Below are 24,502 nucleotides of genomic sequence, written 5' to 3' on the forward strand. Positions count from 1 at the left end.
AAACCTCATGAAAGCATTAGTACTTACAGATATCGGAAAAACTGAACTCCGTGAAGTAGCAAAACCAAGCCCAAATGCTGGACAGGTTCTCCTAAAAGTCGGCATGGTTGGCTTTTGCGGAGGTGATCTGAATAGTTACAGAGGTCTTTTTCCGCTACAGGAATATCCAAATATCCTCGGACATGAAGTGGGGGGAACTATAGAAGAACTGGGAGATGATGTGCCTGAAAGTATAAAAGTCGGAATGAAAGTGACGGTTTACCCTTACTTGAATTGCGAAAAATGCATCGCTTGCCGTAAGGGAGCCCGCAATGCCTGCAAGGAAAATAAGACCATGGGCGTACGTCGCCCTGGTGCCATGTGCCGATACATTGCCTTGCCTTGGCAAGATGTGTTTCCTTCGGAAAAATTATCTCTTCGGGAATTAGCTTTAGCGGAGCCGCTAACAGTTGGTTTTCACTCTGTGAATCGCGCAAAGGTTACAGCTCAGGATCGAGTGGCAGTGATTGGTTGTGGAATTGTAGGATTAGGCGCAATAGCATCAGCCGTGAATATAGGAGCTGAAGTGATCGCCATTGATCTGGACGACGCAAAGCTAGAAATCGCAAAAAAAATCGGTGTAAGCCACACCATTAATCCCAAGAAGGTGGATCTGCACCAAACATTGCAGGAAGTGACTACGAACGATGGTCCAGATGTAATCATTGAAGCTGTGGGCAGTCCGATCACTTATCGACAAGCTGTAGAAGAAGTTGCTTTTACTGGTCGGGTTGTCTGCATTGGCTACGCAAAAGCACCCGTGGAATTCAATACTTCCCTATTCGTTCAAAAAGAAATAGAAATTCTTGGTTCAAGAAACTGTACCACCGAATTCCCTGAAGTTATCAACTATTTGGAACAAGGAAAATTCCCAGTGGATGAAGTAATCAGCAAAGTGGTGACCATCGACGAGTCTGAAAAAGCGCTGGCAGACTGGGCTCAGGACCAACAAGGGATAATTAAAATAATGATTGATTTTGACAAATAAGAAAATGATAAAATCCTGCGTAACGATTGCTCTAGTACCTGAAATTAAAAGTGGACCTTGGATTTTTTGGGAAGACCTGGAAACTGGAATGGAAAAAGCTTCCCGACTTGGATTCGATGCAATAGAACTTTTCACAGCTTCGGCGGACGCGATTGCAATTCCAAGACTAAAAGAACTTCTTGAAAAATATAACTTAGAACTCGCTGCTGTAGGAACTGGCGCCGGAAAGGTAATTCATGGCCTGACCCTAACTGACCCGGATTCAAAAATTAGAGAAAAAGCCATTTCATTCATCTCTGATATGATTGACTTCGGAGCAACTTTCGGAGCTCCAGCAATTATTGGCTCAATGCAGGGAAACATCTTACCCGGAAACGAACGGGAAGAAACCATGTCTTGGTTGGCAGAAGGCTTGAATCAATTAGGCAAGCAAGCCGAATCCAAAGGAGTTACACTGATCTACGAACCCCTAAATCGCTACGAAACCAACTTGCTCAACACCATTGAAGATGGTTCAAAATTCCTAGAAAGTCTGGAAACCAAGTCTATAAAACTTCTGGCCGATCTATTTCACATGAATATTGAAGAAGGGAACTTAGAAGAAAGCATCCTGAATTGGGGCAAATACATTGGGCATGTTCACTTTGCAGATAGCAATAGAAGACCTATTGGTTTTGGACATACTTCGATGAAGGAAATAGCCGAGGCGCTGAAAGCAGTTGGTTACACTGGATATGCTTCGGCAGAAGCTTTTCCCTACCCTAATCCTGATGAAGCTGCCGAGCAGACGATAAAGGAGTTTAGGAAATGGTTTAGGTGATTTGAGATTTGAGATTTGAGATTTTTGAACCTCCATCCTATAATAAATGGTATGAACTAGAAATCCCCCTTGCCCCCTTTGACTAAGGTTTCGATTCCAAATACGACAAGAAGTCCAAGGGGGAGCCACCTAAATCCTGATTTTAGTTTCAATCTCTAATCTCCTTTCTCAAATCTCTTGATTCTAGATTCTTGAATCTAATATCTTAAGTCTAAAGTCTTAAATCTAAAACATAAAAAATGAAACGTTTCGCACTAACACTAGACCTCATTGATGACGAGGAATCTATCAAAGAATACGAGCAGCATCACGCTCCAGGCGCTGCCTGGCCCGAAGTGACACAGCACGATATAGATGCTGGAATTCTGAATATTGAGATTTTCCGCACGGGCAATCGCATGTTTATGCTGCTGGAAACGGTGGATGAGTTTGATTTCGAAGAAAAAGCAAGGTTTGATGCTACAAATCCCAAAATAGCTGAATGGGAAGCTTTTATGTGGAAATACCAGCAACCGATTCCTTGGGCTAAGCCTGGAGAAAAGTGGGTGCTGATGAATAGAATCTTTAAGTCTGGAGCCTAATTAACAATAATTGATTAGCTGATTTCTCATTTAATTGGCATTTTGCTGACTCACACACTTTTATCCTTATGAAAAAACTTTCTCTTTTATTCTCCCTGGTTTTGCTCAGTTCAACATTGCTCTTTGCCCAAAACACGATGAACCCTCCAAAAGGATATGATCATGATACAGGAATAATGGTTTCTATGCTAGAAAACCTTAGAGCAAGAATTATTCATAGTACCCAGGGACTCAATCAAGATCAGACAGATTTCCTCTTAGATGAGAAAGCCAACCGAATCGGAGCAATGATTATGCACTTGGCCGCTACGGAAGTTTACTACCAAGCTTACACTTTTGAAGGCAGAGGATTTAATGAGGAAGAAAAAGAGAAATGGGAAACTGCTTTGAACCTAGGCGATGAGGCAAGAGCTGAATATGTAGGAAAACCAATCCAATATTACTTGGATATATGGGCGCAGGTTCGCCAAAAATCCTTGGAAACCCTTAAAGAAAAAGACGATAAATGGTTTGCTAAACTTGCTAAAGGCGGGCAAACTGACAATCATTGGGCTTGGTTCCATGTGATGGAACATCAGGCAAATCACATGGGGCAAATCAATATGCTAAAAAGTCGATTACCTGAGTAATCCTTAAAATCTCTTATAAACAAAAACGGCTGCTAATTAAATTAACAGCCGTTTTTTTAGTTTTAGTATCCCAGAGTTTTTAACATACTCTCCTCAGTTTGGTCTTCTGCGAAAAGTCGATGGGTAACATTTCCGTCCTCATCTCTATCAATCAACACATGTTTCGGTGCTGGAATCAAACAATGCTGGATTCCACCATATCCACCGAGAGATTCCTGATAAGCACCTGTATGGAAGAAACCTAAATACTGAACTTTCTTCTCAGGTTTTGGGAGGTAAATATTGAATTGGTGAGCTTCTGAATTATAATAATCCATGCTATCACAAGTCAAGCCACCGAGATTGATGTTATGATACTCAGCATCCCAGTTATTTACGGCTAACATGATGTATTTCTGGTTAAGACCCCAGCTATCAGGCAATTGCGTAATAAATGAGCCATCTATCATATACCAAAGCTCCTTGTCGTTTTGCAGCTTTTCTTCCAAAACTGAATAGAGTACAGCTCCACTCTCTCCTACTGTATAGCTTCCAAATTCCGTGAAAATATTTGGTTCGTCCGTGTTGTTTTTACCACACATCCACTTGATATTCTTCACGATTTGCTCCGCCATGTATTGGTAGTCATAATCGAAAAAGACATTCGTCTTGATCGGCCAACCGCCTCCAATATCCATGGAATCCAATGTTGGTGAGATCTTTTTCAAATCCACATATTTCTGGATAAAGCGCGTCAGTTCAGACCAGTAATAGGCGGTATCCCGAATACCTGAATTGATAAAGAAATGCAGCATTTTCAGGCTTACATTCGGATTATCCTTGATTTTATCTTCGTAAAGCTTGATGATATCATTGTATCGCACACCTAATCTAGAAGTATAAAAACCAAACTTTGGCTCCTCATCTGCTGCGATTCTGATCCCCACCTGGAAAGGCACTTTCACATGCTCCAGGTAATAATCGATCTCTGTCAAATTATCCAAAACAGGCACGCAGTTCACGAAACCGTCATTGAGCAACTCCGTGATGTATTGCTTATAAAGCTCACGCTTGAAACCGTTACAAACGATATACGTATTCTTAGTGATTTTTCCCTGAGCATAAAGACTTCTTACCAAAGGAATATCAAAAGTCGAGGAAGTCTCGATATGAATGTCATTTTTTAGCGCTTCATTCAGCACAAAGCTGAAGTGAGAAGACTTGGTGCAATAGCAATAAGTATAATTACCCTTATAATCGTGCTGCTCCATTGCATTCTTAAAATACGTCTTTGCGTTCTGAATACTTTCAGAGATTTTGGGCAAATAAGAAAGTTTGAGCGGAGTACCATAGGTTTCTATGATCTCCATCATATTCACTCCATTGAAATGCAGTTCATTGTTTTCAACTTTAAATTCCTTGGTTGGAAAATCAAATGTCTGCTCAATCAGATCCTTGTATGTATTCATTTGCAAAAATAATTGGTGTTAAAGCCCTACAAAAATTGCTTTTTATCGGATGAATTCAAATGAAAAAGGGACAAATCCCTGAAGACTGTCCCTATTATTAATGAATTGTAATGATTTCTTAATTTACTGCTGAATCCATCATTGCATTTTGTAGCAAAAATTGTTCGGATTTAAATTGATTTCTGTTCACAATCACCTCTTTCAGTACTTTTTTGAATTTCACTTCATTTTGCAAATGCAAAATCAACTGTGAAAAGAAAAGAGACACCTCAGTCTGACTGGATATTGGATAGTGAAAATAAACCGTTTTTTCAGAAGAAGAGAACCGCAAGTTCAAACTTGCTGGCTTTCCCGCTTCACTTAAGCCCCTAAATAACGGGTATAAATACTCAAAATCCTGCTCAAAGCTGCACATCCCTTGCATTACCATTCCAGCTTTTTGATTGAAAATCTTCACGATTTCCTTCTGATTAGCTGATACTTTAGAAAATCCATTGGCCAATACATTCACCTGTTCTATTGATGAAGGTTTTATTTGTGATAATGCGCTCATTGTTTTGAGTTTTAGAATTAAACTATAAGCCAAATATAGAAGTGATTTTCGTATTATCCTATATTCCCTATAATATTTATAGGGTTATTAAATAAGGCTAATACATTCATCCATAACAGACTGATTATTAGACTATAATTTAATTTCTTTAAGTTTATCCAAAGCCACATAAAGCTCTGAATCCTTCTTTGCGAAGCAAAATCTAAGAATTTTGTGATCTTTCTTATTAGAGAAAAACACGGAGATAGGGATGCTCGCCACTCCTATTTCCTTGGTAAGGCGAACAGACAAATCATAATCTGATTCTTTGGAAAGATGTGCATAGGACACCATTTGGAAGAAGCTTCCTTGGGCTGGGGTAAACTTAAAAGGGCTTTCCTTAAGTCCTTCACAGAACAAATCCCGTTTCTGCTGGTAATAATCAGGAAGAGTCAAATAACGAGATGGCTCAGCCAAGTAATCTGCCAAAGCATATTGTAATGGAGTAGCAGTGCTGAAAGTCAAAAACTGATGAACCTTTCGGAATTCTGCGGTGAGTTGCGGTGGGGCCAAACAATAACCAATCTTCCAGCCCGTCACATGAAAAGTCTTCCCGAAAGAGCCACATACGAAAGTTCGGTCTCTCAAAGTAGGATGGGTTACTAGTGACAAATGCTTTCTTCCATCAAAGGTGATATGCTCATACACTTCATCACTAACAACTAAAATATCTGTGTCCTGAATCAAATCTGCAAGGGTATCCAAATCCTCTTGTGTCCAAACGTAGCCACTTGGATTGTGCGGGGTATTCACCATGATCAGGCGTGTTGTATCTGAGATTGCTGATTTCACCTTTTCCCAATCCACAGAAAAATCAGGCATTTCAAGCGGGACATATACAGGAATTCCTCCGTTCAATGCTATAGCTGGAGCATAAGAATCATAGGCTGGATCAAATAAAATAACTTCATCTCCCCGCCTCACAACAGCCGTCACCGCCGCATAAAGTGCTTCAGTAGCTCCAGAAACAACGGTTACTTCATTTTCTGAATTTAAGTCAACGTCATAGACCAGCTTAGTTTTATCAGCAATCCGCTCACGCAAAACAGGTATCCCACTCATCGGCGCATACTGGTTAAAACCCGCCTTCATGTATTTATTTACCAAGTCGAGTAATTCAGGATCACATTCAAAACCAGGGAAACCCTGCGAAAGATTAATAGCTCCACAATCACTTGCAAGCTTGGACATTACTGTAAAAATTGTGGTCCCTACGTTGGGAAGTTTAGATAAAATAGGCATAGTTCAAAACTATTGATTTTGAAGTAAAATCTTATAATTCGTCTTGATTTCCCGCCGATGTGCGCAACTAAATACCGCAGATTTACGCCGATTTAACTAATGGAAAATTCAGACTTACTAGATTATCAGATCTGCAGAAATCTTCTACCCTTCTCCGCGGGAATCTGCGGGAAAAACCAGAATCTAACAAATTGGCATTTCTATAATTTTAAAATTTGAACTTTGTCCATTGTCAATTGAACTTTGATTATTGATCATTTAAAGGCATTTTTAACTACTTTTGCCTTCCATTACCCAACCCACTATAACTTTAAATTCCTCTTAGAATGCGTGATATTAAATTAGTAGAAGTACGGTCAGAGATTGCCGCCGGAACCCGTGGAGCAAGCATGGGTATAGATGCTTTGAAAATTGCCAGCTTAGATAAGAAGTCTGACTTCTTCACACAGTTTGACCCTATCAACGTTCCTGACGCGAATAACTACCTATGGAAAGGCAACAATTTCCCACATGCTAAATACATCGATGGCGTTTATCAGGTTTTGAAAAATGTCTATTCCACGATCGAATCTTTACGTATGGAGAAAAAATTTCCTATCGTTTTGGCGGGAGACCACAGCACTGCGGCAGGCACTATCATGGGCATCAAAGCTGCCGATCCTGATAAGCGTTTAGGAGTGATTTGGATTGATGCACATGCTGATTTACACACACCATTCACCACTCCTTCCGGAAATATGCATGGAATGCCCTTGGCGATGGTTTCTCAATTGGATAATTTGGATTGTCAGGTGAATGAACCCTCAGAAGAGACTTTGGCTCTATGGAAACGAATCAAGGCTATCGGCGGTGAATCTCCAAAAATTGATCCCAAGGATATCGTATTCATCACGGTACGAGATACCGAAGCACCAGAAGATCATCTGATCAAAAATTACGGAATCAAAAATTTCAGTACTCAGGAAGTCCGTTCAAAGGGGATTGATCAAATCTCTGCTGAAGCGTTGGAAACGCTGAAAGATTGCGATCAAATCTATATTTCCTTTGATGTGGATAGTTTGGATAGCTCCATCTCTGTGGGTACTGGTACTCCGGTGCCAGATGGCTTGACTGTACAGGAAGCGATAGAACTTAATGTCAAACTGATTCAGGATAAGCGAGTATGCTGCTGGGAAATCGTAGAAGTGAATCCTACCCTTGACTCGGAGAATCTAATGGCCGAAAACGCATTCGAAGTTCTAGAAGCAACAGTAAAGTCTTTGGTAGATAATTTCTAGGTTTATTAACCGCAAAGTGCACGGAGTTTTGCGCAGAGTACACTGAGTAAAAACACTTATGATTGACGAAGATCTCATACTTGAAAATGAAATTGCCACACGGGTTATTGGCATAGCAATAGATGTCCATCGTCAATTAGGGCCTGGACTTTTAGAGAATGCATATAAGCAAGTTTTAGCCTTTAAACTCCAGAAAGCTGGTATTTTTGTAGAAGTAGAGAAAAAAATGCCATTAGAAATTGATGAAATTAACTTAGACGTTGGCTACATAATTGATATTTTGGTGGAAAGGAAATTAGTTTTGGAATTGAAATCAGTTGATATACTCAACGACGTTCATTTTGCCCAAACGCTTAACTACGTAAAAATCGGAAAATACAAATTGGGTCTGCTTATTAACTTTAATGTTTCCCAACTAAAATATGGAATTCAAAGAGTTGCTAATACGAAACCCAGAATATAAATAAAAACATAAAATGAATCAATTGCGCCCTCTGCGAAATCTTTGCGTGCTCTGCGGTTAAAAAAATATGAACATACAAGAATCAATACATAACGGCATACAGCTTGCCTTTCAGAATATCTTCAATCACGATCTGCCTTTGGAGCAGATCAGCCTCGCTCCTACGCGGAAGGAATTTGAAGGAACTTACACCTTCGTGGTTTTTCCCTACCTGAAAGTGTCCAAAGCAACTCCTGAGGTCACAGCAAATCTAATCGGTGAATACTTGAAAGAAAACGTAGCTGAAGTTGCTGGTTTCAATGTAGTAAAAGGCTTCCTGAATCTAGAACTGAACAACATGATCTGGGTGGATGTTTTCCAAAAGCTATTTGCCAACGAAAACATAGGCCAACTTCCTGCAAACGGTCAAAAGGTGATGGTGGAATATTCTTCTCCTAATACCAATAAACCTCTTCATCTTGGTCACCTCAGAAATAACTTTTTGGGATTTTCGGTTGCAAACATCCTGGAGGCAAATGGGTACGAAGTCATAAAAGCCAATTTGGTAAATGACCGAGGAATTCACATTTGTAAGTCTATGGTAGCATACCAGCATTTCGGGAATGAAGAAACTCCAGAATCCTCCGGATTGAAAGGTGACCACTTGGCTGGAAAATATTATGTGATTTTTGACCAGAAATACAAAGAGCAAATTGCTGAATTGAAGGAGAAAGGTCAATCTGAAGATGAGGCTAAAAAGAATGCTCCTTTATTCCTTGAAGCGCAGGAAATGCTTCGCAAATGGGAGGCAAATGACGAGGAAGTTGTCTCGCTTTGGAAGCAAATGAATACCTGGGTTTACGCTGGTTTTGAAAAGACTTACCAGCGCATGGGAGTTAGCTTTGACAAGTATTACTACGAATCTGATACGTACCTTCTAGGAAAAGACATAGTTACCGAAGGGTTAGAAAAAGGAGTATTTTTCAAAAAAGAAAATGGCTCGGTTTGGGTGGATTTAACTGATGAGGGACTGGACGAAAAACTGGTTCTTCGCGGTGATGGAACCTCTGTTTACATCACCCAAGATATGGGTACAGCTGATTTGAAGTACGATGATTTTGGAATAAGCAAGTCAGTATATGTAGTTGGTAATGAGCAAGATTACCACTTTGATGTTTTGTTTAAGATTATGCGTAAACTAGGCCGTCCATATGGAGAAGGACTTTACCATTTATCATATGGCATGGTAGATTTGCCAACAGGTAAAATGAAGTCCCGAGAGGGAACCGTAGTAGATGCTGATGACTTGATGCAAGAGATGGTGGACACTGCCGCACAGCATACCAAAGAACTTGGTAAAATTGACGGCTTCAATGAGGAACAGGCAGCTGAACTCTATGAAACTCTAGGAATGGGTGCTTTGAAATACTTCTTGCTAAAAGTGGATCCTAAAAAACGAATGTTGTTCAACCCGCAGGAATCCATAGAATTCCAAGGAAATACCGGGCCATTTATCCAATACTCCCATGCTCGAATTGCTTCAATACTAAGAAAAGCTGAACAAATTGGTGTCGAATACAAACAAGCGGACTTCTCTAAAGTTAATAAAGTAGAAGAGTCAGAATCAAGCTTGATTTACCTATTGAATGATTTTGAAAAGAAAATATCCCAGGCTGGATTGGATTATTCCCCTGCCATTTTAGCACAATACCTTTTCGATTTGGCGAAGGAATACAATAGATTCTATGCGGATCTTCCTATATTTCTTGAAAATGATCCAACCATTCTTGCTTTCCGAGTGGCGCTTTCGGCTCATACCGCAAAGACCCTCAGGAAAGGAATGCAATTACTTGGAATCGCAGTACCCGAACGAATGTAACTATGAAGAATTTACTATTTCTAGGCTGTTTTTTGTTGCTCATGAGTGCCTACTCTATAAGCAAAACTTCTGTTTTAAAAGCTAAAAACACCTCTATTGATAAAGAAGTTATGGCTCCATCATTCTATGAATTCTCCATGAAAGACCTAAATGGTGAAATGGTTGATTTTAGTTCCTTTAAAGGAAAGAAGGTGATGGTAGTCAATGTCGCTTCCAAATGCGGATATACTCCGCAATACGAAGAATTGCAGAAGCTTTATGCAGAGCATAGTGACAAAATCGTGATTTTGGGCTTCCCTGCTAACAATTTTGGAGGTCAAGAACCTGGATCAAACGAAGAAATCAAATCTTTTTGCTCTGAAAACTACGGTGTGACATTTCCAATGTTTGAGAAAGTTTCTGTAAAAGGATACGACAAGCACCCTATCTACAGATGGCTTTCGGATGCTAAGCAGAATGGCTGGAACAACGAAGAACCTAGCTGGAATTTTTGCAAGTACATCCTAAATGAGGAAGGCGAACTCATCAACTATTTTCCTTCCAAAGTATCTCCATTGGATCAGGAAATAATAGATCTTATAAATGCCTAATTAGAAGATTTCGGACTGAGTGAAACAAGCTATTCAAACAAAAAAAGAAGCCTGGCTGCATGCGGTCAGGCTTCGTACATTACCACTAGCCCTAGCAAGTATCTTTGCAGGTTCTTTTTTGGCAGTATACAAAGAGGTTTTTCGTTGGGAGATTTTATTACTCGCTTCATTGACCACTATCTTTTTGCAGATTCTGTCAAATCTTTCGAATGACTATGGAGATACTATTCATGGGGCTGATCATCAGGATCGCCAAGGCCCGATGAGAGCAGTACAATCTGGTTTGATTACTTTACCTGAAATGAAAAAAGCGATGTATCTCTTTGGGGCTTTGGCATTGATTTCAGGTCTGCTTTTGCTCTATTTTGCTGTTCAGGATTGGGTGCTTTTCGGAATATTTTTGGGATTAGGGCTGGCTTCCATCTGGGCTGCTATTTCTTACACTTCAGGAAATAATCCCTACGGATATGCAGGATTGGGAGATATTTCGGTGTTTATTTTCTTTGGTTTGCTCGGTGTTTTTGGCACCTTTTTCCTCCATAGTTTGACTTGGGATGATTCCATAATTTGGATTGGAATTGCTTTAGGGCTTTTCAGCACAGCTGTGTTAAACATCAATAACATCCGTGATATTGAGTCAGACACCACTGCTGGGAAAAAATCTATTCCAGTGAGAATCGGAAGAAAAGCTGCAAACATTTACAATTGGTTTTTGATTTTAGGGGGGAATTACTGCCTGTTGATATTTGCCTTTGTCACCAAAGAATGGACTACTTTATTGGCTTTAGCGCTTTTCCCGCTAATGATCCGAATTGGTATAAGTGTACAGAAAGGAAAGGATTCAGAAGCTATTGATCCCAATCTCAAAAAAATGGCACTTAGCACCTTGGTTTGGGTGATATTATTCGGAATTGGTTTAGTTTTTTTAGGAAAAAGCTGACAAAAGTCCTTTTCTATTCTTTTAAATAAGGGTAATTTGGGGTAAACCAATGAACTCAGCTATTATGACAAAAGTACTTGTGCCTTACGATTTTTCAGAGCAAGCAAATAACGCCCTGAATTTTGCTACCAACATATCATCCAAATTTGATCATGTGGAAATTATGGTATTACACGTAGTTGAAGTACCTAGTTCTTCGGGTATGGGAACTATGGGTGGTGGCGAAGTGATGCCTGAAATGGAAAGCCAAATGTTCTTCATTGAACTGATGGATAGACGCAAGGAGCAATTCAAAGAACTGGAAAATAAGCATGCAGGAAGCAAGTATGGCTTCAGTACAAAAATCGTATTGGGCAATGCTTTTCAAAATATTTCTTCGGCTATTATAGATGAAGATCCTGATTTGGTAATTATGGGATCAAAAGGCTCCGATGGAATAGAAGAGGTATTAATAGGAAGTAATACTGAAAAAGTGGTAAGAACTTCCCATTGCCCTGTGATGACCATAAAAGCAAATACAAATCCAGAGAAAATCAAGAAAATAGTTTTCGCAAATGATTTCAGAGAAGGTCAGGACGAATTAGCCAAACGCATAAAAAATCTTCAGGAATGGTTTGACGCAGATCTTTATTTAGTGGTGATCAATACTCCTGGAAGCTTTGAAACTACTCGGGAATCTGCTGCTAGGATTAAATATTTTGTTAACAAATACGAAATAAAACACGCAGTGGCGGAGATTTACAATTCAGATTCCGAGGAATCTGGCATTGTAGAATTTGCAGAAGATATCGATGCCGACCTGATCGCAATGGCTACTCATGGTCGTACAGGTCTTGTTCATTTATTTACCGGAAGTATTGCCGAGGACGTGGTAAACCATGCCAAGCGCCCTGTTTGGACATTTAAAGTAAAATAATTCAAAAATTTAGTAACGAATACCTACTCTTCGGGGTGGGTATTTTCATTTTATATGGCGAAAAAAAATAACGATTGGAAAAAACGCGATGGTGTCGTGTATTCTACTAGCGATGATTTTGAGTTTCAAACTGGAAATGATGAAGACGAAGATACACTGCCTGCAAATCAGCAAAACTTAAAAGTGTTACTTGACAAAAAAGCTAGAGCTGGCAAAAAAGTCACGCTAATTGAAGGTTTTATAGGTAGTGAGGAAGATTTAAAAGAGTTGGGGAAAATGCTCAAAAACAAATGTGGTGTCGGTGGATCTGCTAAAGACGGAGAAATCCTGATTCAAGGTGATCACAGAGACAAGATAGTCCAAGTCCTTCAATCCGCAGGGTACAAAGCCAAAAAGTCCGGAGGATAATCACCCATTGATTACCTCTTCCTCCAAATTCCTCACATCTACACTCACCTTCATCTCCTGCTCACTACCACTGTACACAATTCCTTTTAAGGGTGTGACATCTGCAAAATCACGCCCTACGGCAACACGAATGTGCTTATCATTAACCAGAAGGTTATTTGTTGCATCAAACTCTATCCATTCATGGCCCGGAACATAAATAGCAATCCAGGCATGAGATGCGTCGGCTCCGATCATTTTAGGCTTGCCAGGAGGTGGTAAAGTCTCAAGATACCCACTTACATACCTTGCTGACAATCCAATTGACCTCAAGCATGCTAAAGAAAAATGTGCAAAATCCTGACACACTCCCTTTTTGTGTTTAAACACTTTCTCAAGCGGGGTACTGATATCAGAAAATCCCGGAGTAAAAGCAAAGTCATTGAATATTCTTGTATTCAAATCAAGCATAGCTTCCATTATAGGACGTCCTGGAGTGAAGGATTTTAAGGTATAATCACTTATCCCATCTATGAAGTTTACATGTTTTGACTCCAAATAATATTGTCTAACATCCGTAGAAGTCTTTGTGGAATGAAGCAACTCCACCACTTTTTCCCAAGGCATAGTATCAGTAGGTTTGATTGAAACCCAAGCTGGAGAAGATAGCTCAACAACACTTTTGGAAGTCACTGTGAGATTCTTGTGCGATCGTTCTACTGAAAAATAAAGGTATTTATTTCCAAAAAAATCTACTCGCTCTATCTCCGTGCTAGGCTTTGGACTGATCTCACAAAAGTATTCTTCAACATTCTGAAAAGGGAGATCAGGCGGAATCTGAAACATCAAATTATGACATAGAACCGCTGGGAAATCATAGATATAATTAGTGATATGTGTGACCTTATATTTCATGCGTCTAGACTGAATTTCTTATTTTTTTTGCACTACCATTAACAAACTTCATTTGAGAAAAGCACACATTAATATGTTTAACCTGCAGATTAATACTGGAGTTAGGCTCGATTTCATATCTCCGGAATAACAGAAGATTGAATCATACTGTACCTGGTATCTGTATGACTAAAATATTTTTCATAAATAGAATCCGAAGTTTCATGCAATAGCCCAATGATTTCATCCAACAGCACGCGCAGCTCCACAAATTCCTGAGTAACAACATTAGGAATAGATATCACATCAATATCGCATAACCTGATTTTGGTGATAGCTTGAAGTAACTTCTTTCGCTCTATGCTAAAAAGCTCCTTTTCATCTTGATTAGGAAGGGTTTTCAAGTGATTATCAATTTCCGACAGCTGGTATATCAATGATCTGGGGTTATCCTCATGCAAAATCAATAGACTCAAAACACCATGCATTTCCAGATTAGAACGATAGCGATACCTGTAAGTCACCAAACTTTCATTGCAGCGTAGTGTATCCTCCATCAACTCTTTGTTTGACTCAGAATCAAAAGACTTGGTTAACATTCCTTTTAGGATCAGACAGTTGTTAGACGCAGACTCTATAAATCTTCCAATATTTAGCAAATGCCAAGTCGGCTCTCGGGTCATGTTATCAATATTCAATCCGTAAAAAGCCATTAATTTCACCACCATGTTATCTAAGCTTTGATAAGCTTGCATTAAGGTGGTGTCGGAATCCCGCATTTTAGTAAGTTCTTCGGAAATATTGTCCAGAATTCTCCACGTATCCAAACTCAATCTATCTCTTACAGCATATGCATTGGTAAGAAAAGACTGGATTGAATAGGCCAGGCTTCCAGGTTTCTTTACGTCGTGTACCAAAGCCAGTAACTGAGCCTCTGGATTTTTCAAATTCTTTTTAGTCGTAAACCCTGGCATTGTCCCAGTCATGACGGTGAGCGTTTGAAGCAAAGTGCTTAAAACTGGATTCTCATGAACATGAATATCTTCATCCGCTTCATTGTATGAAAGAAGCGTCATTCGCATCAAGCGTACCGAATAGGCTGAGCGTTCCAAATACCTTCCTAGCCAAAATAATCGTTCGCCAGTGCGACTTGGGAGTACATTTCTTACCAAAGGCTGGATTTTAATCGCTTTGGCAACTGGCGCAGGTACTTCTTTTCCTTTACCTAAAACCCAAGTATCCTTGCTGATTCCTCCTGTTTGATTTGAAACCAAAAAAGCCCCCTTCTCAGGAGAACTCCTCGATAAGCCACCAGGCATCACTTTATAGTTTTTATTTTCAGTGTCAGCAACTACATAACTTCGAAATACAGCATTTCTAGCTACCAGCTTATTGTTAATCCAAGAAGGTGTGGTAGAAAAATCAACCATTTCCTGCCCCACAAACATGTAAGGGCTACTTCTGATTTCCCGTTTTAAGTTTTCTATTTCCACCTTGCTAAGGTTACCACCAAAAACAGATTTCTTGTGTGTACCTCGATAGATATTTCGAATCACTAAAGATTCAATATGCTCAAACACATATTTCATCTCAGTTGGCTGACCGCACCACCAAGTTGCAACTGAAGGCAAAATCAAATCCTGCCCCAGCAAATGCCTACTAATTTTCGGCAAGAATGCCATTAAGCCAGGATTCTCTAATACCCTGCATCCTAATGGATTAATCACCAATACTTTTCGCTGTCGCACGGCCTCCATCAATCCTACTACTCCCAAGTGAGAGTCATTTTTCAACTCCAGAGGATCACAAAAAACATCATCAACTCTCCTGATAATTACATCTACTTTCTCTAGGCCTTTAATAGTCTTCAGCCACACGTAACCATCACTTACGGTGAGGTCTTCTCCAAAAGCAAGGGTAAATCCCATAAAGGAAGAAATGTAGGCATGCTCAAAAAAGGTCTCGTTAGTAGGGCCGGGCGAAAGCAAAACTACCCTAGGGTTTTCCTTATTGTTAGTAGTTAAATTACTTAGTGTGTTTTTGAAGGTTTGATAATAGGAGGTAATTTTACGGGCATGATTTTCACGGATTAGATCAGGAAAAACCCGTGTCATTGCTGCTCTATTTTCAAAAGTATATCCAGAACCAGAAGGAGCATCTGTTCTATCGTGAAGCACCCACATTTTGCCATTTGGACCACGAGCTAGATCGGAAGAGTACTGGATAAGTTGCTGCTCACCATCTAACTTGATGTTATGCGCTTGTCGCAAAAAACCTCCGTGATTATAGATCAATTCAAAAGGAATACGCCCCTCCTTTATCAAGGTCTGATCTCCATATAAATCACTTAAAATCAGATTCAAAAGTTCTGATCTCTGAAGTAAGCCTTTCTCTATTCCTTCCCACTCTTCATTACTGAATACCATAGGAACAGGATCCAACATCCACGGTCTATTCATCCCATTGGGATCACCATAGACATTGTAAGTCACGCCATTTTCACGTAATTGACGACCAACCTCCTCATGAAATTGCCCCATACGTTCAGTTCCTATCTGATCGTAATATTTGGCAATTTTCTCCCAATGAGGATGGATTTTACCTTGGTCGGTTGCCATTTCATCCAAAAATGGCGCATTATTGAACATTTTGTCAATAAGATAAGACTCAATCATATCGCAAAAATGAACTTATTGCAGGTGAAATAATAAACAATTATCGTTTTTTATACCGCCTGAGATCCATAGTATAGGGAAATTCAGGATTAATAATCTCAGCAGTCGCTTCATAGTGTCTTTGGCCTTCTGATTTAGTAATGTAACGACCCGATTTATGGTCTTCTTGTACAGCAGTCTTTGCTTCATTTGGTGTAGGCGTAATTGTATGGCCAAAATCGAAGAACCGGGAAATTCTCCGCGCTTCAGCCTCGTTGCTGTTAATCGGGAAATTATCATAACTCCTGCCTCCTGGATGCACTACATGATACTGGCAGGCTGCCACAGATTTCTTTGTCCAAGTATCATACAAGTCAATCACTAATGGAGTATCAATCCCTATTGTAGGGTGCAACGCAGAAAAAGGCTGCCAAGCCCGATAGCGGATTCCCGCTACAAACTCGCCTTGCACTCCCGTATTTTTCAGTGGAATTCTATATCCATTACAAAGCAAATGATATCTGGAATCAGTCAAGCCTGTGATTTTGACTTGTAACCTTTCCAATGAAGAATCTACATATCGAGCTGTTCCGGAGCTCGACATCTCCTCTCCCAACACATGCCAAGGCTCGATCGCCATCTTCATATCTATATGAATATCATCCGATTGAAGCTCTCCAATAAAAGGAAAACGGAAGGAGAAGAATGGGTCAAACCAAGCAATATCAAAATCATAACCAGCCACTTTTAGATCATTGACCACTTCCAGCATGTCCTTTTCACAATAGTGTGGAAGCAAGAATTTGTCATGCAATGAAGTCCCCCATCGCACGAGTTTGTGATCGTATGGCTGTTTCCAAAACCAGCTCATCAAGGCCCGGATTAACAGCAACTGCACCATGCTCATCCGATAATGCGGCGGCATATCAAAGCCTCTGAATTCCAAAATACCCAAGCGACCACTACTGGAATCGGGAGAATAAAGCTTGTCAATGCAAAACTCAGCTCGATGTGTATTTCCGGTAATATCAACCAGCAGGTTTCTGAAAATCCGATCTACCATCCAGAATGGGATCTCATTTTCAGTACCATTGGGAACTTGCTGGAAAGCCAATTCCAACTCATAAAGCATATCATCTCGTCCTTCATCTACTCTTGGAGCCTGACTAGTTGGACCAATAAATTGAGTAGAAAATAAATAGGATAATGCAGGGTGATGTTGCCAATACGTGATAAAACTCTTCAACACATCAGGCCTTCTCAGCAAAGGACTGTTTTCAGGCGAGGAACCTCCAAGCGTAATGTGATTTCCCCCACCTGTGCCGGTATGCTTTCCATCTACATTGAATTTTTCAGAAATGAGACGGGATTCACGGGCTTTTTCATAAAGCACTTCGTAATTATGTGTCACCTCTTTCCAGCTTTTTGCAGGCTGTACATTCACTTCAATTACCCCAGGATCTGGAGTAATCATCATTTTTTCTATACGCTTATCCGAAGGAGGATCGTATCCTTCGATTAGAATCGGAACTTTGAGCTTCTGAGCGGCCCTTTCTATCGCATTCACCAAATCCAGGTAATGCTCTAGGTAAGATACAGGAGGTAAGAAAACGAAAAGCTTTCCCTCTCTAACTTCCGCCACCAAAGTCGTCTTGAAAATCCGCTTGGAATTGATAGGCTTAAGTTTGGCCGCTTTAGAACGTGTTTTGGAAGGAAGTGCACCGACTTCAGCAAACAAATCATTCTGTGGCTTGATTGGCTCATCTTTTGGATCCGTATATTCAATGGAGTCCAAGGGCAATCTCAAACCTGCAGGAGAATTCCCTGGTACTAGATAAAGTTCTTTAGAACGGAATTTCCAGCGACAACTTTGCCATCTATTTTGATCATATTCCCACTCCAATGGAATCGAATAGCCCACAGGCTTTCCCAGTCCTTTTTTGAGAAGCTTGGCTAACTTTTGCCGCTCCAAAGAAGATTTGAGGTTATATTTTGCAGGGTTGATATTCACAGGGACTTTTCCCTCCTGCCAGATAAAGTAAAAAGGGTCTTCGTATAAAGGAGTAATATTGAGCGGATCTACATTTAGTTCTTTGACCAGATTATTAATGAAAGTCTTTGACTTTTTGTGGGTCAGCTTGTAATCCTTTGACAAATCAGCCATCAACGCATCATTTTTCCACATCGGAATACCATCCTTTCGCCAGAAACAAGCTAATTTCCACCTAGGCAAAGGCTCTCCGGGATACCATTTTCCTTGACCATATTGCATCAAAGCTCCGTTACCAAACTCTCCTTTTAGCTTGTGAAAAAGTATATTGGATAAACTCCGCTTGTGTTCGCCATCAGCGTCTGTATTCCATTCAGGAGCATCCTGATTATCTACAGACACAAAAGTAGGCTCACCTCCCATGGTCAGCCGCACGTCATTTGCTTCTAAATCCTCATCCACCTTATCTCCTACTGACAGTATTTTTTGCCACTGCTCTTCAGAATAAGGTTTAGTCACCCGAGGTGTTTCTTCTATTCGAGTCACTTCATTTTTGAAGAAAAACTCAGTCTCCGCAGGTTCAGCCATGCCTGTAATAGGTGCTGCATCCTGAGGACTTGGTGTACAAGCCAATGGTATATGCCCCTCCCCTGCAAACAATCCAGAAGTGGAATCCAAGCCTATCCAGCCAGCTCCCGGCACATAAACTTCCGTCCAAGCATGCAAATCGGTAAAATCCTCTTCCGGACCAGATGGACCATCCAATGATTTCTCATCCGATTTCAACTGAACTAAGTAACCAGAAGCAAATCTTGATGCCAATCCCACGTGTCGCAAAACCTGTACAAATAACCATGCAAAATCACGGCAAGAGCCTGATCCCAAAGTCAATGATTCTTCACAAGATTGCACACCTGGCTCCATTCGCACATTATAGCGCAATTCCTGGTTGATCATAGTGTTGATCGCTACCAGATAATCCACCGTGATGATATCCTTCGTCATCAAAGTTTTGGCCCTATCTACCAATTTCATCAAAAGCGGGTCCGATTCTTTGATCTCCAAATATGGGCCCAGCTGCTTCTTTACACTCTCATCGTACTCAAATGGAAACTTATCAGCATAATCTTCCACAAAAAAATCAAAGGGATTTATCACCACCATATCAGCGATTACTTCCACATCAATTTCAAAATATTTGACCTTTTCAGGAAAAACAATCCTAGCCAAGTAATTGCCAAAAGGATCCTGCTGCCAATTGATAAAGTGATTTTCTGGTTTGATATTCAAAGAATAACCTTTGATATGTGTGCGTGAGTGCGGAGCAGGTCGCAAACGGATCACCTGAGGCCCCAAACTTATATTCTTTTCGTATTCGTACTTGGTATAATGCCGTATGGCAACTTTGATAGACATAGGATAGGTTTAATATGCTGTTTCAAAAAGATTCAAATCATGACGTGGTCAAAAATGATTTGGGTTATCTGGGCGCTGGTATTACTTGTAATTTAAAGTAAGAATTGAGAGATCACAGCATTTGATTGAAGAAAAATCAAATCAGTCCAATATTTAATTTGTTTTATCAAAATGCTAATTCTTATCAAAAATTCAGAATTGAATCAATTTCTTCTTCGGTAAGTAAACATTTATATTTAGTTTCAGTGGATGAAAAAAAACAACCCGAAAACTCTTGTCATTGATATTGGCGGTTCTAATGTCAAAATACTTGCAACAGGTGCTGCAGAGCGCATAAAAATTCCTTCAGGCTCAGATTTTTCTCCTGAACAAATGGTGGAACTGGTTAAAGAAAACGCTTCAGAATGGGAATACGACAGGATCACAATGGGTTTTCCGGGAGTAGTCAAAGAAAACAAGATAGTATCCGAGCCAGTTAACCTTGGAGAGGGATGGAATAAATTTGACTTTCAGGCTGCATTTAACTGCCCTATTAAATTTATAAATGATGCAGCCATGCAGGCTCTTGGTAGTTACGAAGGTAAAAAGTTGCTCTTCTTAGGCTTCGGAACTGGATTAGGCACCGCCATGGTCATTCACAATACGATATTACCCTTAGAAGGCGGGCATCTTCCTTTCAAGAAAAAGACCTTCGAAGAATATGTTGGAAAGGAGTATCTGACGAAGAGCGGATCTAAACGATGGGAGAAAAACGTGCTAAAAACCGTGGAATATTTCAGAGCAGCATTTCAACCTGATGACGTATTATTAGGCGGGGGAAATTCAAAATTGTTAACAACAATTCCTGAGGGATGTAGATTGGGTACAAATGAAAATGCCTTCAAAGGCGGTTTCAAGTTCTGGGAAGAGGATTTTAAGTTGTAAGATTTTGACTTAACTCATAATCGCAGTATGAAAGCGCAACGCCTTACATTCTCACTCCTTGGATAAACGTGTTTTTATCAGCCTGAGCAAAATCAACAGCTATTAATTACTGTTTCGTCTGCCGTTTGTTTTTTCGTATTTTTCTATCTGATTGGATTTAAACAATCAATTACCTAATCCCAAAATCCAAACCTATGAAACATCTATTCCTCTATGCCTTTGCGATCTTAATTTTTTCAAGTTGTGAGAAAAAGAATTCACAAAACACCACTGAAACTCTCCTAGTAAATGAGCAGGTCCGGGCAAGAATTGACTCTACCCTATCCAGCTTCGTAGAAAGCGGGAATCTAGCCGGAGTCTCTGCCTTGATTTTTGAAAAAGACCAGGAGGTTTATTACAATGCATTTGGCTATGCGGATCGGGAAAATCAGGTAAAAATGGATAGAAATACGATTGTGCAGATCTATTCCATGACTAAGCCGATCACTGGCACGGCATTAATGACACTTTACGAAGAGGGTAAATTCCAGTTGGATGATCCGCTTTCTAAGTACGCACCTGAGTTTGCTGATATGAAAGTGTATGACGGTGTAGATGAAAATGGAAACATCAAACTCGTAGATGCTGACAGACCGGTTACCATCCGTGATATTACACGCCATACCGCTGGCTTTCCAAACCGAGCTGATATTCCTGGTTTGAGTGAGATTTTGGCAGAAAAAGACCCAAGAAGTTTTGAAATCGATTTGAACGCAATGGCCAAAAGAATCGGTGAAATTCCTCTTTGGTTCCAGCCAGGAACTCAATGGGAATATGGTCAATCCGTAGATGTTCAAGCTTTTTTGGTAGAAAGAATAGCTGGAGTACCCTATAAAGAATATGTACAAACTCATGTTCTTGATCCACTTAAAATGAACGACACAAGATATTTCGTTCCTGAATCGGACAGGGCAAGAATGTCTGCTTCCTATAGAAGAACCGGTGAAGGTCAACTCGAGCAAATGCCAAATGAGGAAGCACATCGATTCAATATCAATGAATGGCCTCTTACTCCAGGTGGATTTGGATTTACTTCTACTTTGGATGATTACATGACTTTTGCCAGAATGTTGGTTCGCAAAGGGGAATTTGGGGGTGCTAGAATCCTCAATCCAGAAACGGTAGAACTAATGAGCACCAATCAACTTCCTGATTCAGTTACCGAAAGATCCTGGCTTCCAAGCAAGGGGAATGTGGGGTTTGGAATTGACTTCGCAGTACGAGTTGCACCGCCAAAAAGTGCCGCGGAGATTAATGGGACGGTTGGTGAATTCTTTTGGGATGGGGCTGCCAGTACACTGTTCTGGGTGGATCCAGTGAATGAAATCACAGCTGTCCTGTTCGTCCAGCTTTTTCCTTACGATCAGATCAAGCTTCATAAGAAGTTTAAAGATGCTGTATATGGCAAATATCAGCCTAGCGTCTCTAATTAAAATCAGCTAACCCACCGTTCAAGTCATCAGGATCGTTATAAAATCTTTGCTCATTACATTTCTCTTGCCGTCGTTCGTATCATCACGAACGACTTTTTTGTTTGAGTACTTTAAACAAATCAGAGAACAGTAGATTTCCCTTAACTTTGCGCGAAGCAGAACCATTTTCTAATTAAATGTTGTTCTACACTCATTGTAACCTAATGGACCTTGAATCCATTACTTATTACAGCGCATGAAGACAAGACCAAGAGTAGTAGTCGGCCTCTCCGGAGGGGTCGATAGTTCCGTCGCCGCTCACCTACTCATCGAGCAAGGCTACGAAGTCATCGGGATGTTCATGAAGAACTGGCACGATGAATCTGTCACAATTTCCAATGAATGTCCATGGATGGAAGATTCCACCGACGCAATGCTAGTGGCAGAAAAGCTGGGAATTCCATTTCAAGCCATAGATCTCAGTGAAGAATACAAGGATAGAATCGTGGATTATATGTTTGCAGAATATAAAGCCGGCAGAACTCCCAATCCTGATATTCTTTGCAATAGAGAAATCAAATTCGATATTTTTCTAAAAGCTGCCGAAAAGCTTAAGGCTGATTTCGTGGCTACTGGTCACTATTGCCAGAAAGGCGAAACCATAGGAGCTGATGGAAAAACAGCCTATCAGCTGCTTGCAGGAGCCGATCCCAATAAGGATCAGAGTTATTTTCTGTGCCAATTGAACCAAAGTCAGTTAGCCAAAGCACTCTTCCCTATTGGGCACATGCAGAAGCCTGATGTCCGGGCAAAAGCCAAAGAAATGGACTTGATCACTGCCGATAAAAAGGACAGTCAGGGACTTTGCTTTATCGGAAAAGTACGCTTGCCAGATTTCCTTCAGCAACAACTGAAACCTAAAAAAGGTAAGATCATACAAATTCCGGAAGACTTGGCAATCTATCAAAATCAACTAATTCCTGCTGGAATTGCTCCAGAAGACTACGATCAGGAGACCTTGGATGCGATTTCTCTTCCAACTCACTATTCTCAAGATCAAGGAAAAGTTTTGGGTGAGCATAACGGTGCCCACTATTTCACTGTTGGCCAAAGAAAAGGGCTACACGTCGGTGGGACAGGAAAGCCTTTGTTTGTGATTTCAACCGATACACAAGAAAATGTGATTTACACAGGACTAGGAGAAACCCATCCCGGACTACTTCGTGATGGTTTATTTGTGAAGACTGAAGATATCCACTGGATCCGCGAGGACCTGAAACTAAACGTTGGTGAGTCTAGAAGGTATGATGCTCGCATTCGCTATCGTCAACCGCTAAGTGGAGCCACCTTGATTCAAAAAGAAAATGGCCTCTATGTCATCTTTGATCAACCTCAAAAAGGAGTAGCTTCTGGCCAGTTTGTAGCTTGGTATGATGGAGAGGAAAGTATTGGATCAGGGACGATATTTTAAGATTTAAGATTTACGATTTACGATTTACGATTTACGAGGCTAATGAAATGTGAGACCTTAAGTTCAGTTCATTAGCCTCTTTTTAACTAAAAAAAATCCCCCTAACCCCCTTTAAAAGGGGGAATAGCTAAACCTGAACCTCAATCATTACATTCAGATAGCCATTATTTTAAATTCTTCATTCATTCATTTTAAATTCCCCTGTGTTAGAAATCCTCTTTGAAGACGAATACCTTATTGCCATCAATAAACCTTCGGGTTTGCTCGTTCACCGAACTTCCATCGCAGCGGAGGAAACGGTATTTGCTTTACAAATGTTACGCGATCAAATTGGACAGCACGTTTCCCCTGTTCATCGCTTGGACAGACCGACCAGTGGAGTTTTACTATTCTCTAAGAAAGAAGAAATATTGCCTTTACTTAAAGAGCAATTTTCAAATCGATCAGTCCAAAAAACCTACTTGGCTATTGTCCGTGGAATTCCTGGAATCAAATCAGACCTGATAGATCATCCGTTGACCAGCGAGCGCTCCAATAAACTGCAGGAAGCGCAAACCCAATATAAAGTAATTGCTGAAGCGGAAATCCCATTTGATACAACAGGGAGATATCCGACTAGTCGCTATAGCTTACTGGAACTAAAACCTGAAACTGGGCGCACGCATCAGATCCGTCGTCATTTAGCTCACCTGAGGCATTATATTTTGGGGGATAAAAAACATGGTGACAATAAGCAAAACCAGTTTTTCGAGAAGCAATTTGGGATGGTGAACCTGCTATTACATGCTAAAAGACTTGAATTCATTCACCCTAATTCTAGCCAAAAAGTATCTATTGAAGCTTCACTTCCTCTTCATTTCCATGAAACCTTGAGCATTCTCGGTTTGTCACAACTTGATTTAGAGGGTTAAAAGTCAGCTTTTCCCCAAATT

At 40.3% G+C, this 24,502-nt stretch carries 21 protein-coding genes; 15 read left to right on the plus strand and 6 right to left on the minus strand.

All coding sequences use genetic code 11. The features are described 5' to 3' along the window. Positions 1-7: 7 nt before the first annotated feature. From QOL76_RS00525 to QOL76_RS00540, 4 genes are all read left to right on the plus strand, one after another. On the plus strand, positions 8-1,027 hold the full coding sequence (locus QOL76_RS00525; RefSeq protein ID WP_283411061.1) for a zinc-binding alcohol dehydrogenase family protein: 1,020 nt from the start codon (positions 8-10) through the stop codon (positions 1,025-1,027). Between the two features lie 4 nt (positions 1,028-1,031). Next, positions 1,032-1,847 carry a sugar phosphate isomerase/epimerase family protein gene (locus QOL76_RS00530; protein ID WP_283411062.1) on the plus strand — a complete coding sequence of 272 codons (816 nt, stop codon included), beginning with the start codon at positions 1,032-1,034 and terminating at the stop codon, positions 1,845-1,847. 239 nt (positions 1,848-2,086) lie between these two features. After that, positions 2,087-2,428, plus strand: a complete 342-nt coding sequence (locus tag QOL76_RS00535) for an L-rhamnose mutarotase (RefSeq protein WP_283411063.1) — start codon at positions 2,087-2,089, stop codon at positions 2,426-2,428. A 68-nt stretch (positions 2,429-2,496) separates the two neighbouring features. After that, a complete protein-coding gene (locus QOL76_RS00540; protein WP_283411064.1) occupies positions 2,497-3,057 on the plus strand; it encodes a mycothiol transferase in 561 nt (186 codons plus the stop codon). A 62-nt stretch (positions 3,058-3,119) separates the two neighbouring features. Here QOL76_RS00540 and QOL76_RS00545 read toward each other — a convergent pair whose 3' ends face one another. The 3 genes from QOL76_RS00545 to QOL76_RS00555 form a co-directional block, all read right to left on the minus strand. Beyond that, positions 3,120-4,505, minus strand: a complete 1,386-nt coding sequence (locus QOL76_RS00545) for an arginine decarboxylase (protein WP_283411065.1) — start codon at positions 4,503-4,505, stop codon at positions 3,120-3,122. Between the two features lie 118 nt (positions 4,506-4,623). Beyond that, positions 4,624-5,058 (minus strand): hypothetical protein, encoded by a 435-nt coding sequence (locus QOL76_RS00550; RefSeq protein ID WP_283411066.1) that lies wholly within the window; start codon positions 5,056-5,058, stop codon positions 4,624-4,626. Positions 5,059-5,190: 132 nt separating this feature from the next. Further along, a complete protein-coding gene (locus QOL76_RS00555) occupies positions 5,191-6,339 on the minus strand; it encodes a methionine aminotransferase (RefSeq protein WP_283411067.1) in 1,149 nt (382 codons plus the stop codon). Positions 6,340-6,665: 326 nt separating this feature from the next. On the opposite strand from QOL76_RS00555, the gene rocF reads away from it, so the two are divergent. The 7 genes from rocF (at position 6,666) to QOL76_RS00590 (ending at position 12,791) form a co-directional block, all read left to right on the plus strand. Then, the gene (gene rocF, locus QOL76_RS00560) at positions 6,666-7,616 is read left to right on the plus strand and encodes an arginase (protein WP_283411068.1); all 951 of its coding nucleotides are present in this window, start codon (positions 6,666-6,668) and stop codon (positions 7,614-7,616) included. 58 nt (positions 7,617-7,674) lie between these two features. Beyond that, complete coding sequence (locus QOL76_RS00565; protein WP_283411069.1) at positions 7,675-8,079, plus strand: GxxExxY protein; 405 nt, start codon at positions 7,675-7,677, stop codon at positions 8,077-8,079. 67 nt (positions 8,080-8,146) lie between these two features. Further along, a complete protein-coding gene (gene argS / locus QOL76_RS00570) occupies positions 8,147-9,937 on the plus strand; it encodes an arginine--tRNA ligase (protein ID WP_283411070.1) in 1,791 nt (596 codons plus the stop codon). 2 nt (positions 9,938-9,939) lie between these two features. Continuing rightward, the gene (locus tag QOL76_RS00575; protein WP_283411071.1) at positions 9,940-10,527 is read left to right on the plus strand and encodes a glutathione peroxidase; all 588 of its coding nucleotides are present in this window, start codon (positions 9,940-9,942) and stop codon (positions 10,525-10,527) included. Between the two features lie 19 nt (positions 10,528-10,546). Next, the gene (locus tag QOL76_RS00580) at positions 10,547-11,467 is read left to right on the plus strand and encodes a 1,4-dihydroxy-2-naphthoate polyprenyltransferase (protein WP_283411072.1); all 921 of its coding nucleotides are present in this window, start codon (positions 10,547-10,549) and stop codon (positions 11,465-11,467) included. 64 nt (positions 11,468-11,531) lie between these two features. After that, on the plus strand, positions 11,532-12,383 hold the full coding sequence (locus tag QOL76_RS00585; protein ID WP_283411073.1) for a universal stress protein: 852 nt from the start codon (positions 11,532-11,534) through the stop codon (positions 12,381-12,383). A 54-nt stretch (positions 12,384-12,437) separates the two neighbouring features. Continuing rightward, on the plus strand, positions 12,438-12,791 hold the full coding sequence (locus tag QOL76_RS00590) for a translation initiation factor (protein WP_283411074.1): 354 nt from the start codon (positions 12,438-12,440) through the stop codon (positions 12,789-12,791). Here QOL76_RS00590 and QOL76_RS00595 read toward each other — a convergent pair whose 3' ends face one another. From QOL76_RS00595 to QOL76_RS00605, 3 genes are all read right to left on the minus strand, one after another. Then, positions 12,792-13,685, minus strand: coding sequence for a transglutaminase family protein (locus QOL76_RS00595; protein WP_283411075.1), 894 nt, complete (start codon positions 13,683-13,685; stop codon positions 12,792-12,794). It lies immediately after the preceding gene. A gap of 113 nt (positions 13,686-13,798) precedes the next feature. Beyond that, positions 13,799-16,339, minus strand: a complete 2,541-nt coding sequence (locus tag QOL76_RS00600; RefSeq protein ID WP_283411076.1) for a circularly permuted type 2 ATP-grasp protein — start codon at positions 16,337-16,339, stop codon at positions 13,799-13,801. A gap of 40 nt (positions 16,340-16,379) precedes the next feature. Next, positions 16,380-19,724 carry a transglutaminase family protein gene (locus QOL76_RS00605; RefSeq protein ID WP_283411077.1) on the minus strand — a complete coding sequence of 1,115 codons (3,345 nt, stop codon included), beginning with the start codon at positions 19,722-19,724 and terminating at the stop codon, positions 16,380-16,382. Positions 19,725-19,973: 249 nt separating this feature from the next. On the opposite strand from QOL76_RS00605, the gene QOL76_RS00610 reads away from it, so the two are divergent. From QOL76_RS00610 to QOL76_RS00625, 4 genes are all read left to right on the plus strand, one after another. After that, positions 19,974-20,648 (plus strand): ROK family protein, encoded by a 675-nt coding sequence (locus QOL76_RS00610; protein ID WP_283411078.1) that lies wholly within the window; start codon positions 19,974-19,976, stop codon positions 20,646-20,648. 194 nt (positions 20,649-20,842) lie between these two features. Beyond that, positions 20,843-22,120: a serine hydrolase domain-containing protein gene (locus QOL76_RS00615; protein WP_283411079.1), complete on the plus strand. Its 1,278-nt coding sequence runs from the start codon at positions 20,843-20,845 to the stop codon at positions 22,118-22,120. 235 nt (positions 22,121-22,355) lie between these two features. Beyond that, positions 22,356-23,570: a tRNA 2-thiouridine(34) synthase MnmA gene (gene mnmA, locus QOL76_RS00620; protein WP_283411080.1), complete on the plus strand. Its 1,215-nt coding sequence runs from the start codon at positions 22,356-22,358 to the stop codon at positions 23,568-23,570. 203 nt (positions 23,571-23,773) lie between these two features. Next, positions 23,774-24,481 carry a pseudouridine synthase gene (locus tag QOL76_RS00625; protein WP_283411081.1) on the plus strand — a complete coding sequence of 236 codons (708 nt, stop codon included), beginning with the start codon at positions 23,774-23,776 and terminating at the stop codon, positions 24,479-24,481. The last annotated feature ends 21 nt before the right edge of the window (positions 24,482-24,502 follow it).

It is taken from the genome of Algoriphagus winogradskyi (assembly GCF_900182815.1).
GTDB lineage: Bacteria > Bacteroidota > Bacteroidia > Cytophagales > Cyclobacteriaceae > Algoriphagus > Algoriphagus winogradskyi.